Annotated in this window: 13 protein-coding genes; 9 read left to right on the top strand and 4 right to left on the bottom strand. The window is 39.6% G+C overall.

The annotated features are described in order from the left end of the window. From Q8907_05135 to Q8907_05100, 8 genes are all read left to right on the top strand, one after another. Positions 1-336 (top strand): UDP-N-acetylmuramoyl-L-alanine--D-glutamate ligase (locus Q8907_05135; protein MDP4273647.1); only part of this gene is annotated, 336 nt, incomplete at its 5' end. Between the two features lie 24 nt (positions 337-360). Further along, positions 361-1,599, top strand: a complete 1,239-nt coding sequence (locus Q8907_05130) for an FtsW/RodA/SpoVE family cell cycle protein (protein MDP4273646.1) — start codon at positions 361-363, stop codon at positions 1,597-1,599. 8 nt (positions 1,600-1,607) lie between these two features. Then, on the top strand, positions 1,608-2,714 hold the full coding sequence (gene murG, locus Q8907_05125) for an undecaprenyldiphospho-muramoylpentapeptide beta-N-acetylglucosaminyltransferase (GenBank protein MDP4273645.1): 1,107 nt from the start codon (positions 1,608-1,610) through the stop codon (positions 2,712-2,714). 4 nt (positions 2,715-2,718) lie between these two features. Next, positions 2,719-4,113 (top strand): UDP-N-acetylmuramate--L-alanine ligase, encoded by a 1,395-nt coding sequence (gene murC / locus Q8907_05120; protein ID MDP4273644.1) that lies wholly within the window; start codon positions 2,719-2,721, stop codon positions 4,111-4,113. Then, positions 4,113-4,925 (top strand): hypothetical protein, encoded by an 813-nt coding sequence (locus tag Q8907_05115; GenBank protein MDP4273643.1) that lies wholly within the window; start codon positions 4,113-4,115, stop codon positions 4,923-4,925. The genes murC and Q8907_05115 overlap by 1 nt, the downstream gene beginning before the upstream one ends. Beyond that, positions 4,918-6,240: a cell division protein FtsA gene (gene ftsA / locus Q8907_05110; GenBank protein MDP4273642.1), complete on the top strand. Its 1,323-nt coding sequence runs from the start codon at positions 4,918-4,920 to the stop codon at positions 6,238-6,240. The genes Q8907_05115 and ftsA overlap by 8 nt, the downstream gene beginning before the upstream one ends. Positions 6,241-6,300: 60 nt before the next feature. Then, a complete protein-coding gene (gene ftsZ / locus Q8907_05105; GenBank protein ID MDP4273641.1) occupies positions 6,301-7,767 on the top strand; it encodes a cell division protein FtsZ in 1,467 nt (488 codons plus the stop codon). Between the two features lie 42 nt (positions 7,768-7,809). Further along, entirely contained in the window at positions 7,810-8,268 is a 459-nt protein-coding gene (locus Q8907_05100; protein MDP4273640.1) for a GatB/YqeY domain-containing protein, read from the top strand. A 5-nt stretch (positions 8,269-8,273) separates the two neighbouring features. On the opposite strand, the gene Q8907_05095 is transcribed toward Q8907_05100, so the two are convergent. The 4 genes from Q8907_05095 to Q8907_05080 all read right to left on the bottom strand — a co-directional run bounded on the left by Q8907_05095 (position 8,274) and on the right by Q8907_05080 (position 12,667). After that, entirely contained in the window at positions 8,274-8,678 is a 405-nt protein-coding gene (locus tag Q8907_05095; GenBank protein ID MDP4273639.1) for a response regulator, read from the bottom strand. A 53-nt stretch (positions 8,679-8,731) separates the two neighbouring features. After that, on the bottom strand, positions 8,732-9,157 hold the full coding sequence (locus tag Q8907_05090; GenBank protein MDP4273638.1) for a response regulator: 426 nt from the start codon (positions 9,155-9,157) through the stop codon (positions 8,732-8,734). 166 nt (positions 9,158-9,323) lie between these two features. Further along, the gene (locus Q8907_05085; GenBank protein MDP4273637.1) at positions 9,324-11,162 is read right to left on the bottom strand and encodes an ATP-binding protein; all 1,839 of its coding nucleotides are present in this window, start codon (positions 11,160-11,162) and stop codon (positions 9,324-9,326) included. A 119-nt stretch (positions 11,163-11,281) separates the two neighbouring features. Beyond that, positions 11,282-12,667 carry an aspartate kinase gene (locus Q8907_05080; protein MDP4273636.1) on the bottom strand — a complete coding sequence of 462 codons (1,386 nt, stop codon included), beginning with the start codon at positions 12,665-12,667 and terminating at the stop codon, positions 11,282-11,284. Positions 12,668-13,019: 352 nt separating this feature from the next. Between Q8907_05080 and Q8907_05075 the strand changes: the two genes are divergently transcribed. Further along, on the top strand, positions 13,020-14,367 hold a 1,348-nt coding region (locus tag Q8907_05075; GenBank protein MDP4273635.1), incomplete at its 3' end, for a glycoside hydrolase family 28 protein.

Genomic DNA, 14,367 nt, shown 5'->3' with positions numbered 1-14,367 from the left:
TGGTATGCACTGGAAAGCATGACCACAAAAGTTGTATGGATTGTGGGTGGCATTGATAAAGGCAACGATTATGCAACTCTTTACGATTTGGTAAAGGAAAAAGTGAAGGCTATTGTTTGTCTGGGAAAAGATAATACCAAGATTCATGCGGCTTTCGATGACATGATTGATGCCATTGTTGATACCCAGTCGATGGAAGAAGCTGTCAAACGTTCGTATTATTTGGCTAAAAGCGGGGAAACCGTTCTTTTGTCGCCGGCCTGTGCAAGCTTCGATCTGTTTGAAAATTATGAAGACAGGGGAAGAAAATTCAAAGATGCGGTTAGGAACTTATAAAATTGATGAGTTAATATTTACTGAATGTTTCAAAAACTGAGAAAATATTTAAAGGGTGATTCGGTGATATGGACCGTAATATTTATGTTATCCATATTTTCGGTATTGGCAGTATATAGTTCAACCGGTACTTTGGCTTATCGCTTTCAACATGGGAACACGGCTTATTATATCCTGAAACATGGTTCGTTCCTGATGGTTGGATTGTTAATCATTTTTGTTACACACCTGATTCCTTATAAATATTATTCCCGTTTGTCCCAACTGCTGCTTTTACTTTCTGTACCCTTATTAGGCATAACCTTGCTTTTTGGAGCTAACCTTAATTCGGCTTCACGTTGGTTGACTCTTCCTGGAATCGGACTGACTTTCCAGACATCTGATTTGGCAAAACTGGCATTGATCATGTATATTGCAAGAATGCTTTCACTTAAACAGGATGTCATCAAGGATTTTAAGAAAGCATTTCTCCCGATTGTAATTCCCGTTGTGGTGATTTGCATGCTTATTTTGCCGGCGAATTTTTCAACGGCTGCATTGTTGTTTACAACTTCAGTTGTCCTGATGTTCCTGGGGCGCATCAGTTTCAAGCATCTCTTTCTTCTGTTTGGCGCAGGAATAATCTTCGTGGCTGTTTTTATTGCGTTAGTACTTACATTTGGTGACAGCAACAATAAAAAAAATAACCGGATTGCCACCTGGAAGCATCGTATCGAGAGTTATATGGGAAAAGGAGAAGAAGAGGATGACGAGGATGTAGGCAGTTATCAGGTCGATCAGTCGAAAATTGCCATTGTTACCGGGGGTATTTTGGGTAAAGGCCCTGGCCATAGTACCCAACGTAATTTCCTTCCTCATCCTTATTCCGATTTTATTTATGCGATCATCATTGAGGAATATGGATTGATTGGTGGGGTAGTAGTGTTAATGTTATATTTATTTATTTTATACAGGGCAGGGGTGATTGCCAGAAGTTGTGAACGGACATTCCCTGCATTCCTGGCTTTGGGGCTTTCTTTTAATCTTGTGTTTCAGGCGATAATTAACACATCTGTTACGGTGGGATTGTTACCGGTTACCGGGCAGACATTGCCATTGGTCAGCATGGGTGGTTCTTCTATGTTGTTTACAAGTACTTCATTGGGTATAATTTTAAGTATTAGCCGCAGTGCGATGAAGGTAAATCGTAAGCATGAAGAAGAAAAGCAAGCTGGTACAGAAGATCAGGACGTTTCTGAAGGTTTGGAAACTCAACAGGTTTAATTTTGATTATGGAAAAAACATTAAAAAAAATAATTATCAGCGGAGGCGGGACTGGAGGGCATATTTTCCCTGCTGTTTCTATCGCGAATGAGTTGAAAGCACGCGATGCCAGCATAGATATACTCTTTGTAGGGGCCGAAAACCGGATGGAGATGGAAAAAGTCCCGGCTGCGGGATACAAAATTGTGGGTTTGCCAGTAAGCGGATTTCAACGTAAGAATTTACTGAAAAATTTTTCTGTGCTACTCCGGCTTTGGAAGAGCATGGCAAAAGCCAAAAAGGTATTAAAAGAATTTCACCCTGATGTAGCAGTTGGAGTAGGCGGTTATGCCAGCGGACCTTTGCTCAAGCAAGCCCAGCGTTTAAATATTCCTACCCTGATTCAGGAACAGAATTCTTATGCCGGAGTTACCAACCGCCTGCTTGCAAAAAAAGTGGCCAGGATTTGTGTGGCTTATCCCGGTATGGAAAAATATTTCCCGGCTGATAAAATTATTCTGACCGGCAATCCTGTCAGGCAGGATGTGGTTGTAATTGAAGGGAAGAAGGAGGAAGCACTTGCCTATTTTGGGCTTCAACCCGGCAAACCCACCTTGTTGATTATCGGTGGCAGCCTGGGGGCTAGAAGTATTAATGAAAGTGTTTTGGCATCTATAGATCTACTGGTTAACAGTGATGTTCAGGTTATCTGGCAAACCGGGAAGATCTATTACAAACGTATTATGGCCACCCTGAAAACAATTGACCATCCCAATATCAAGGTTTCCGATTTTGTAACTCGCATGGACCTTGCATATTCACTGGCTGACCTGGTGATTTCGCGTTCGGGTGCCATTTCTGTTTCGGAACTTTGTTTATGCGCTAAACCGGCAATTTTGGTTCCTTCACCCAATGTGGCAGAGGATCATCAAACGAAGAATGCAACGGCACTTGTTGATAAGCAGGCTGCTGTGCTGGTGAAGGATGTTGATGCTAAAGAAATGCTCATCCCAAAAGCATTTGAAATACTGAAGAATAAGGAATTACGGGCTGGTCTGTCCAAGAACATCTCAAAGCTCGCCCTTCGTGATTCTGCTTCAGCTATTGTTGACGAAATTTTTAAATTGATAAAATAAAGCGATGCCTGAAAAAGAAATACAAAACGTTTATTTTATAGGAATTGGCGGCATTGGAATGAGCGCTATAGCCCGTTATTATAAAACCAAGGGTAAAAGGGTATGCGGATATGACCGTACTCCGACCCCTCTTACTTCCTCCCTGCAGGATGAAGGTATCGCTGTGCATTTCACTGAGGATGTTAAGGAAATACCGGAAATCTTTAAAGAAGAGATAGAGCATACATTGGTTATTTATACTCCTGCTATTCCTGCAGACCATAGCGAATTGCAATATTTCAGGAATAATGGGTATAAATTGATTAAGCGTTCACAGGCTTTGGGTTTTCTGACCAAGGGACAAAAAACGGTTGCTGTGGCCGGCACTCACGGGAAAACTACCACTTCGACCCTGATTGCACATATTTTAAAGCAGTCGGAACTTGGATGCAATGCTTTTCTGGGAGGGATCTCAAAAAATTATCAGACCAATCTCCTGCTTGATGCAGGAAGTCCTTTTGTAGTAACCGAAGCCGATGAATTCGACCGCTCTTTCCTGCAGTTGTTCCCATATATTGCAGTGGTAACGGCAGCTGATGCCGACCACTTAGATATTTACGGAACCCACGAGGAATTGAAAAAGGCATTTTGTAAGTTTATCAATCAGATACAGCCCGGTGGCAATCTGGTCATCAAAAAAGGACTGGATTTGGATCTTTCTGGTAAACGGGACATCAATATTTACACCTATTCCCTAACAGAAAAAGCCGATTTTACGGCACAGAACGTTAAAATCGTTGAGGGAGCCTATGAAGCGGATATTATACTCCCACAGGGGAAACCCATTCATGTGCGGATTGGAATCCCTGGCCTGTTAAATGTTGAAAATACTATTGCTGCCGTTGCTGTGGCCTGGTTGTTAAAGGTTGATGAAAAGCATATACAGCAGGCTGTTGAAAGTTTCAGCGGGGTGAACCGCAGGTTTGATTATCATCTGAAGACGGATAAAATAATTTATATTGATGATTACGGCCATCATCCTGAGGAGTTGAGGTTTACCATCAGCTCAGTCCGTGAGTTATATCCTGGCCGTAAGGTGTTTGGGATATTCCAGCCTCATCTTTATACACGTACCCGTGATTTGGCTGAAGATTTTGTACGCAGCCTCAATCTGCTCGATGGATTGGTGTTGCTTCCTATATATCCTGCAAGAGAAAAGCCTATTCCTGGGGTGACTTCTCAAATGCTGCTGGACAAAGTAAGTGTGAAGGAAAAGATTCTTTGTTCCAAGGAAGAATTAACGAATGCCCTGGCCAAGATGCAATTTGATGTTTTGTTGACAATGGGCGCAGGAGATATTGACAAATTGGTCGGTACAGTGAAAAAATGTTTAATAAACAAATTCGGATTGGATGAATAATGCCTAAAAAGAAGGTTAGAAATATAATTATCTGGTCGGTAGTGGTTTTATACCTCATCATCTCGCTTATATTTATTTCAAAACGGGAGTCCAGGGTGGGTTGTCATGAAATTGAAATATCCGTGAACGATAGCTTAAAAAATCGTTTTATTGTGAAAAATGATATATTGAGGCTGCTGTCCAGAAAAAATAGCCAGATTATTGGTTATTCTTTGGGTGAGATCAACACCAAGAAACTTGAAAAGTTAGTGGAAAGTTATCCTTCTGTTGAAAAGGCTGACGTCTATAAAACCATTGACGGAAAATTGGAAATAGAGGTAAAGCAACGTGATCCTATATTGAGAGTTATAAACAACCACAATGAAAGTTATTATATCGATTATGACGGAGGCATTATGCCATTGTCCGGTAAATATACCTCTCATGCTTTGGTTGCAAACGGGAATATTAATGAACATTTTAATCTTAAGTCCTTGTCAAAATTGGGTTCTAAAAATAAAGTTGTACCCAATGCAAAGAAGAGTCTGCTCAGGGACCTTTATTTTTTGGCCAAGTATATTTATGATGATGATTTTTGGAGTGCTCAGATTGAGCAAATTTATGTAGATGCCAACCATGAATTCAAGTTGGTTCCCCGTGTAGGCGATCAGGTGATTTTGCTGGGGGGCATCGATGATATGGATGAAAAGTTCAAGAAACTTGAAACTTTTTATAAAGAAGGTCTTAAATATTCTGGTTGGAATAAGTATTCAGGAATTAATCTCAAGTATAAAAATCAGGTAGTTTGTACAAAAAGAAACAACGATGATTGAAAAAAATAACATTATTGGGGCCATTGACATCGGAACCACAAAAATTGTGGCTGTTGTTGGCAAAATGAATGTAAACAATAAACTGCAGGTTTTAGGGATGAGCAAAACCCTTTCCAAAGGTGTGAAAAGGGGAGTGGTTTTGAATATTGAAGAAACAGTAAATGCTATACAGACGGTTGTGGATGATGTCCAGCGCAAAACCGGAGCTAAATTAAGTGACGTTTTTGTAGGGATTGCAGGACAACACATCCGCAGTATCCGCAACAGGGGATATATCAATCGTGAGACCAAGGGTGATGAAATCACCAAAGAGGATATTGACGCATTAATCAAGGACATGTACAAGATTCCTGTTGATGTGGGCGAGGAGATTATTCATGTGTTGCCTCAAAGTTACATTGTTGACAACGAAACGGGTGTAAAAAATCCGGTCGGCATGTCCGGCCGCAGGCTTGAAGGCAACTTTCATATAGTAATCGGCAAAATTGACTCAGCCAAGAACATGGAAAAATGTGTGAACCGTGTCGGGCTGAACATTAAGAATCTGATTCTTGAACCACTTGCCTCTTCGGAGGCTGTGCTGACTGATGATGAAAAAGAAGCCGGTGTGGCACTGGTTGATATTGGCGGTGGAACTACTGATCTGGCTGTTTATCATGACGGCATCATCCGCCATACAGCTGTTATTCCTTTTGGAGGCAATGTCATTACAAAGGATATCAAGGAAGGTTGTTCCATTTTGCAGCGACAGGCCGAATTGCTTAAAATTCAGTTTGGTTCTGCTTTGGGCGATCTGGCTCCGGAAGAAAAGGTGGTCACTATCCCCGGCATCAGTGGACGTGATCCTAAGGAAATTTCTTTCAAGAGTTTAGCCTATATTATTCAATCGCGAATGGAAGAAATTCTCGATGCAGTGACTTTTGAAATAGAGAATTTTGGTTCACTGGATAAATTGGGCGCAGGTATCGTTCTTACCGGCGGGGGGGCAATGTTGAAGTATTTGCCACAACTGGTCAGATTCAAAACCGGACTGGATGTTCGTATAGGGATTCCCAATGAACACCTGGCTTCTGAAACAAAAGATGACGTTAACCAACCCATGTATGCAACCAGTATAGGTTTGTTACTAAAGGGGCATGAATACCTGGAAGCTCATAAGGAAGATGCTAAGGAAACTCCTGTTGATGAGCCCAAGCCTGAAGCTGAAAGTACAACCGGTACTCAGGATGTTGAAATAAACAAGGGGCACGGAATTTTTGATTCTTTGAAGAAAACAATTTCGAATATCTTTGAAGAAAACGATGCAAAAATGTAAATCAAAGAAAGTTGAAAAATAAATTGAATTTGTTGTCAAAATCTTATAAATAAAATAACCATGGCCGAAGAACTTATCAATTTTGATCTTCCTACAGATCAATCCTCCATTATTAAAGTAGTTGGTGTAGGCGGTGGAGGTGGGAATGCAGTAAATCACATGTTTAAGCTGGGGATAAAGGATGTGAATTTCATATTGTGCAATACCGATTCACAGGCCTTGACCAATAGTCCGATTTCTGTTAAACTACAGTTGGGGGCTTCGCTTACTGAAGGCCGTGGAGCTGGGAATAAACCGGAGATAGGCCGCCAGGCTGCCATTGAAAGTATCGACCAGGTTGTAGAACTGCTCTCCAAAAATACCAAGATGGTTTTTATCACAGCAGGTATGGGCGGAGGAACGGGTACCGGCGCTGCCCCTGTTATTGCTAAAGCAGCAAAAGAAATGGGATTGCTTACGGTAGGAATTATTACCATTCCTTTCCGTTTTGAAGGCCAGCAACGTATTAATCAGGCTGTGGAAGGAATACGTGCAATGCAGGAATATGTAGATTCGTTATTGATCATCAATAATGAAAAATTGCGCGAAATGTATGGCAACCTTAAGATATCAGAGGCTTTTGCCAAGGCTGATGATGTCCTGGCTATTGCAGCTAAAGGAATTGCTGAGATCATAACTGTTCACGGATATATCAATGTTGACTTTGCTGATGTACAAACCGTTATGACCAACAGTGGCGTGGCCATAATGGGATCTGCCTGTGCAGAGGGCGAAGGCAGAGCATTGAAAGCTATTCAGGATGCCCTGAGTTCTCCGCTGTTAAATAACAATGACATTACAGGTGCCAAAAGTATTCTGCTTAATATTACTTCGGGTTCTGACGAAGTAAGTATGGACGAGGTCGGCGAAATAACGGATTATTTGACCCGCGCTGTTGCTAAAGATGCTTTAATTATTTGGGGGACGGGAAGTGATGAAAACCTTTCTGATCAAATTTGTGTAACCGTCATTGCTACCGGTTTTGAGCCCAATGCCATTCCTGAATTGTATGCAAAGAAAAAAAGCACCGACAGAATTCTTCTTAAAGATACCTCTACGAATAAGGATATAAGTACTGACAATACTTTTGTAGTAAAAAATAAAAGCAGCCAGGAATCAAAAAATGAAAAAACTTCACAGGCTCATATAGATTTTCAAATTTCAGATAAGGAAAAATCAAAAGTTGTGATTTTTGAAGATGTCTTAAAAAATCAGGAACCTGAATTTGTTGTTGATGGGAAACAGTCCACAGACAGGGTAAAAGATTTGAAGACAAGGCATGAAGGGATGAGACGGCCAATTAACAGCAAGGACAATGCTATTGAAAATTTGGAAAATCAGCCGGCTTATATTCGCCGGAATATTAAAATTGAGAGTTTTAAAAAGCCCGAAGCATCAAATATTTCGAGATTTACCCTTTCCGAGGATGAACAAAAAAATATTCATTTGCGTGAAGACAATGCTTACTTGCACGATAATGTGGACTGATTGATAAAATGGGTACAACTATTAATAAAAAGATGTAAACCAATGAGTATATTTGAAAAAGTAAATGCCGACATCAAGAAAGCCATGTTGGCTAAGGATAAAGAAAAATTGGAAGCCCTCAGGGGAATAAAAGCCGAATTCCTGTTGGCTAAAACCGAAAAAGGCGGCAACGAGAACCTTCCCGAAGAAACTGAATTGAAGATTCTTCAGAAAATGGTTAAACAACGCAGGGAATCCTCCGATATCTATAAATCGCAAAACCGTACCGATTTGTATGAGGTTGAAATGAAACAGGTTAAAGTAATAGAAGAATACCTGCCTGCCCAATTAAGTGAGGAAGAACTTACTACCATCTTAAAGGGAATTATAGAACAAACAGGGGCCAAACAACCTTCAGATATGGGAAAAGTTATGGGCATGGCAACCAAACAACTTGCCGGTAAAGCCGATAGTAAGGAAATTGCCCGGAAAGTTAAGGAATTACTCGGAGCAGCTAATTAATTTAATCAATCCAGAAATTTTGAAATTATCTGCATAAGTTCAGAAAGATTGATGGGTTTGGAAATATAATCATCACATCCGGCATTTATATATTTCGACCTGTCATCAAACATGGCATTGGCTGTCTGGGCAATTACTGGTAAGTCTTTCCTGATTTGCTTTATTTTTTTTGTGGCTTCAATGCCGTTCATGACCGGAAGTAAAATATCCATAATGACCAGATCAATTTCTGGTCTTTTTTTTACCATTTCCAGGGCTTCCTCACCATTATCTGTCCGTAATAATTGGACCCCGGTATCTTCAAGTATCTCCTTAAGCAAAAAATAACTTGTTTCATTATCTTCCACAATAAGAATTACCTTATCTTTCCATTTGTCTGTTTGCTCAAAATAAGTGGAATTATTGTTCATATTTACAATTATGTTTTATTACTTATTGGATGGTCAAAGGTAAAGTAAAGAAATCAAATAGTTTCATTTAGTTGAAGCCAATATGATCCCAATTGTTTGATAGTGTCTGTAAACTGGTCAAAGTCAACCGGTTTACGGATATAGCTGTTCGCTCCCAAGGTATAACTTTTTTTTATATCCTCTTCTTCTTTGGATGAAGTTAGAATTACAACGGGATAGTTTCTTGTCCTCTGATCCTCCCTGATGGCTTTGAGAACATCCAATCCACTAATCTTTGGAAGATTTAAGTCAAGTAAAATGACTTTCGGTTCGCAGGCCTGGCATTTATTTTCCCCTTCAGCAAAAAGCAATTCAAGAGCTTCTTTGCCATCATGTGCGACAATCACCTGGTTTAGAATATTATTTTTCTTTATCGCCCGTATAGTGAGCAATTCATCATCAGCATTATCTTCAATCAAAAGAATGGGGTCTGAATTCATAAGATCAAAAATGAAAAATAATTATCCTCCAATTATTTATAAAGTTACAAATTTTAAAAAATTTGATCAAAAAATTATTTCTGCCTGATGTCATATAATTTAAATTAAATCAGCTCTTTACAGCTTTAATTATTCATCGTATTTTAAGGAAGATTATTGAATGATTTCATGAATTTACTCTGTTCAGGGGAATTGTAAAGAAAAATGTGGAACCTTTTCCTGCCTTTGATTCAACCCAAATTTTACCTTCGAAAAGATCGACCAGCCCTTTAGTTATAGCCAGTCCCAATCCTGCTCCGCCATATCTTTTTGAGATGGAGTCATCGGCCTGTACAAAGCGATTGAAAATTAATTCCTGTTGTTGCGGGGATAATCCTATACCGTTATCAGATACAAAGAACCTGATGTGGGTATGGTCTGTGGCTTGATTATCATGCAGCTCTTCTTCAGTGCCGTTAATATATTCATATCCGAATTCTACTTTTCCATCTATGGAATTGCTGAATTTTATCGCGTTCCCAATCAGGTTTATTAAAATTTGTTTTAAACGGAATCCATCTGCCAGGATACAGGGATCTTCTTCCAGCATTTCATGAGAGATTTTGATCAGCACCTTCGTCTTTTTCCTGTTTGTCTTACTGGTACTAAACAGGGAAGCTATATTCAGCAAAATGTCATTAAGTTTGATTTTGGATTCGGATAGTTCGATTTGTCCCGCCTCTATTTTGGAAATATTGATGATATCGTTCAATAAGTTTAAAAGATGTTCGCCGCTGGAATTTATTACATTAAGGTATTTTTCTTTTTTCTCCTGGCTGAGGTTGGGTTTTCTTAATATTTCCGCAAAACCAAGGATGCCATTCATGGGTGTTCTGATTTCGTGCGACATGTTGGCCAGGAAAGCAGACTTGAGATGATCGGCTTTTTCGGCTTTTTCTTTTTCCCGAATTAATTCTTTTTCAATGGCATTGCATTTTTCTATTTCTTGATGAAGGGATATTTCCTGACGTATGTCTTTTGCAAGGATTATAGTCCCTAAAAGATTTCCAAGTTTATCTTTTATTTTTGATGCAGAAAGTGTAACCGGAATAGGCGCATCATTTTTGGATTTCAAATAAATTCCCGGGTAATCTATTTTAATAGATTTTGAGTTTTTAATTTTTTCAATCATTTCAGAACCATCTGAGAATAACGAATCGACAGGTTTCCCGCAGATCTCGGAAGATCCGTACCCCAATGAGCTTTCTGTATATTTATTGGATAAAGTGATTTCGCCTTCACGATTGATGAAAAATATAAATTCTTTCATGTTTGATAATATTTCGTTGGCTGCTCTCCTGGGAGTAAGAACCATCAAATCGAAGCGTTCTATGATAATCCAAATCGGGATTGCCCAGAAAAGGGCGAATATATGATCAATATCTGGCTGGTTTTTAAGGAATATGTCACAGAATGAATCGCTCAGCACATACAGTACAAAAGCTCCGGTAATCCACCGCACAAGTTGTTTTTTCTTTTTATCCGGATTCCTTTTCCCCCAGATGATGACCAGCAGAAGGCTTATTAATGTATAGGAATAACAGTAGGCATTTAAAAGAAATGGCCACCATGGTGACTGGTTTGTAATGACAGCCAATTGCCTGACTCCGGGATTTGAGATAACCACATTTGAACTTAGATATTCCAGGATGAAAAATAAGGACGGGATATAAAGTAAATTTTGTAGCCATCTTCTTTTTTCTTTAATCAGAGCCATGAAAAACAACAGGAGGGCTGCAGGTTGAATCAAAAATCCAATTCGGGCAAATTTGATCCAAAAGCTGGCAGCGTCTTCATTTTTGGCCATATAAAACAGGGTAAATCCCAAGGCCCAGACTGCAAATCCCATGCAGGAAATAAAAAATCTACGGTTTAGTATTGAGTTGGGATTTTTTGAGAAGGTATAAATGCCAAGAGCTAAATAGACTAAAAAGGGGAAAAATGAGACTAAAGTTAATATGCACATGTCCAAGTAAAAGTATTAATGTTAAGCCTTTATACTTGGACATCTGTGTAAGGTTGTTTTGTTTTGATAAGCTGATAAAATTACAGTATCAGTTGCCTTAAATCATTGATTATTGATTTTTACTCGATAGGGCAGAGGGCATCATTGAGCGCAATGACTGCTTTTTTATACTTATTCCGGTCAATCACAAATTGAATATTTACCTGGCGAAGCGATTGGGAAACGCAGGCAATATTGATTCCATTATCTGCCAGTGCTTTTGCTGCTTTGGCCAAAATACCCGGTTGGGTAATGTTGGAACCTATTGCACAAACCAAAGCCACAGGCTGAACGTTAACCATCTCATATTTCTGTTTTAATTCTTCAATCAGCGTTTTGCTTTTTTCATTATCCCAGATTACATGAGTAATGCTATTGGCATTAGTGGCTTTTAGAATATAACTGATGTTATGTTTAAGAAAAACCTGCATGATGTTCAGGTCAAAACCGACTTCACCAACCATGGATGGATCATGTATTTCGACTGCAATTACCTTATCGGTTCCGGAAACAATTTCAACTTTCGATTTTTTACCTACATAATTTTTTGAAATCAGGGTACCTTCATGTTCGGGTTCAAAAGTGTTTTTTATACGGATACTAATATTGGCCCTTTCCAAAGGTTTGGATGCTTTGGGATGGATGGCCTCCATGCCAATATCAGCCAGCTGGTCGGCAACTACAAAATTGGTGAATCCCACGGGTACAGATTTTTCAACTCCCACAATTTTTGGATCAGCCGACGAAAGATGAAATTCTTTATGGATGATGGCTTCGTCAGCTTTAACTTCAACCGCTATTTTGCTGAAGGTGACTTCCGAATATCCCCTGTCGAAAACGCGCATGATTCCTTCTGTTCCTTTGGTATAACCGGTGGCAATGGCTATGGTTTTGGGAAAATCCAGGTCTTTAAATGCTTTGTGGATGCGTTGGTCAATGGTCAGATATTCTTTGTCGTTAAATCCGCAAAGATCCACAAAGGTTGAATTTATTCCTTTATTTTTCAGAATGTTGACAGAATTAAAGGCCGAGTGGGCTTCTCCTATGGAGGCTAATATTTCGCGTGCAGCCAGATAAATATTCTTTTTATCTATGTAACCCGAAGCAATCACATCATTCATACTTTCCAGGTAGCTGGACGCTTTCTCAATTCGCCGTTGAATAAAATCATCAGCCTCTTTGACATTTAATCCCAAGGTCTCCAGTGTTTTGTTGATGGCCATGAGTTTTTTCATTACTCCGTTCAGCGATTGATTATAGTCTTCGCGGTTGAGAAATTTAACGTATACTCCGGGTTCATTGGTTTTTTTGTGTTCCAGAAGCCAATTGGTTACATTGTTATAAGCGGAAACCACAAATATTCTATTATACAACTCTCCGGCTTTGCGTTTTCCTACGATAATATTGGCCAGCACATCTTCGAACTTCGACATGGAAGTTCCCCCAATTTTTTCGACTGTCAGCATTTTTTATTACTTTGAATTTTGAATTCCACAAATATATAAGTTTATGTTGATAATATTATTCTATCGTACCAGGGCTTTGCAAGATTCAGCCGTTTTAATCTAAACTCAATTTTTAATGAATTTTCTGTTTCTTCTTCCTGAGTCTAATTTACTTAGTAACAGTCGTAAAGTCTTTGAAATGATCTTTATTATTTCTTTCATTTATTTGCAACCGTAAGTTTTTTATTTCAACTTTAAAAGTAAATTACATTAAGTTTTTTCAGCCGGGAAAATAAAGTCGTATAAACCTTTAAACTTTTTCATGGTGTTAATGTCTAAAAACAAACCTGATTATAAATTTAATATCCTAAAAATGAAGTATAAAACCGCTATAAACCTGGTTATCCTGTCGTTTATTTCCTTATTGTCAGTTTTTGGGCAGGAAAGTAAAGCTGTTTCTGCTAGAATTTATAATGTAAAAGATTTTGGCGCAAGGGGAGATGGGAAGGCCTTTGATTCACCTTCAATATCCAAGGCTATTGATGCCGCATCCTCTGCCGGGGGTGGAACAGTATTTTTCCCTGCGGGTACTTACATTTGTGGATCTGTACAATTAAAAAGCAACATATCCCTTTATCTTGACCAGGGTTCAATAATAGAAGCTTCATCGGATACTTCGGCATATAATAAACCCGAAAACAATCCCTGGGATGCATATCAGGATTTTGGACATAGCCATTGGCATAATAGCCTGTTATGGGGCGAAGATATTCATGATATTTCAATTCTGGGTCCCGGGCTGATTTATGGCAAAGGGTTGACGCGGAGTTTACGGCGCGACAGTCTGCCGCTGTCTCTGGGTAATAAATCTATTGCTTTAAAAAATTGCCATAATGTGATTTTACGCGATTTTTCCATTCTTAAGGGGGGCCATTTTGGCATGCTGCTTACCGGTGTGGATAATCTTACCATTGACAACCTGAAAATTGATACCAACCGTGACGGAATGGATATTGATTGCTGCAGTAACGTGAGGGTTTCTAATTGCAGCGTGAATTCTCCCTGGGATGACGGGATCTGCCTGAAGAGTTGCTATGCACTGGGTTATAACCGGCCGACCCGGAATGTGACCATCACCAATTGCTATGTTACTGGAGGTCTTGAGTTGGGTTCCTTGCTGGATGGTACTTTTAAACGGGCTGTTCCTCCTTACCAGGTTAACCGTACCGGCCGGATAAAGTTGGGAACCGAATCAAATGGCGGCTTTAAAAATATCACCATTTCAAATTGCGTTTTCGAAGATTGCCAGGGACTGGCCCTGGAAACTGTTGATGGAGGTTACCTTGAAGATATCTCTGTTTCGAACATTACCATGCGAGACATAGTCAATGCCCCGATATTTCTGAGATTGGGCAGCCGTATGCGTGCTCCACAAGGTACTCTGCCCGGTGCGCTAAGAAGGGTAAATATCAGCGATGTGGTGGTTTATAATGCAACCCCTAAAACCGGCTCGGAGATTTGTGGTATTCCGGGCAATTGTATTGAAGATGTACATCTGAATAATATATTGATATATCATCAGGGCGGAGGTACTGTTGATCAGGCTTCTGTTATTCCGCCCGAGAAAGCCGATGCTTATCCTGAACCGGGCATGTTTGGGACTATGCCGGCTTACGGCTTTTCTATCCGTCATGTAAAAAATATTGAGCTGAACAATGTTG

The sequence above is a fragment of the Bacteroidota bacterium genome (assembly GCA_030706565.1).
Taxonomy (GTDB): Bacteria; Bacteroidota; Bacteroidia; order Bacteroidales; family JAUZOH01; genus JAUZOH01.
The sequence above is the reverse complement of the archived record's forward strand: the minus strand, read 5'-3'. Positions and strand labels throughout refer to the sequence as shown.

Excerpts from the sequence above, each read along its gene's own strand:
- Q8907_05130 (MDP4273646.1), top strand. The coding sequence starts at position 361 with ATGTTTCAAAAACTGAGAAAATATTTAAAGGGTGATTCGGTGATATGG.
- murG (MDP4273645.1), top strand. The coding sequence starts at position 1,608 with ATGGAAAAAACATTAAAAAAAATAATTATCAGCGGAGGCGGGACTGGA.
- murC (MDP4273644.1), top strand. The coding sequence starts at position 2,719 with ATGCCTGAAAAAGAAATACAAAACGTTTATTTTATAGGAATTGGCGGC.
- Q8907_05115 (MDP4273643.1), top strand. The coding sequence starts at position 4,113 with ATGCCTAAAAAGAAGGTTAGAAATATAATTATCTGGTCGGTAGTGGTT.
- ftsA (MDP4273642.1), top strand. The coding sequence starts at position 4,918 with ATGATTGAAAAAAATAACATTATTGGGGCCATTGACATCGGAACCACA.
- ftsZ (MDP4273641.1), top strand. The coding sequence starts at position 6,301 with ATGGCCGAAGAACTTATCAATTTTGATCTTCCTACAGATCAATCCTCC.
- Q8907_05100 (MDP4273640.1), top strand. The coding sequence starts at position 7,810 with ATGAGTATATTTGAAAAAGTAAATGCCGACATCAAGAAAGCCATGTTG.
- Q8907_05095 (MDP4273639.1), bottom strand. The coding sequence starts at position 8,678 with ATGAACAATAATTCCACTTATTTTGAGCAAACAGACAAATGGAAAGAT.
- Q8907_05090 (MDP4273638.1), bottom strand. The coding sequence starts at position 9,157 with ATGAATTCAGACCCCATTCTTTTGATTGAAGATAATGCTGATGATGAA.
- Q8907_05085 (MDP4273637.1), bottom strand. The coding sequence starts at position 11,162 with ATGTGCATATTAACTTTAGTCTCATTTTTCCCCTTTTTAGTCTATTTA.
- Q8907_05080 (MDP4273636.1), bottom strand. The coding sequence starts at position 12,667 with ATGCTGACAGTCGAAAAAATTGGGGGAACTTCCATGTCGAAGTTCGAA.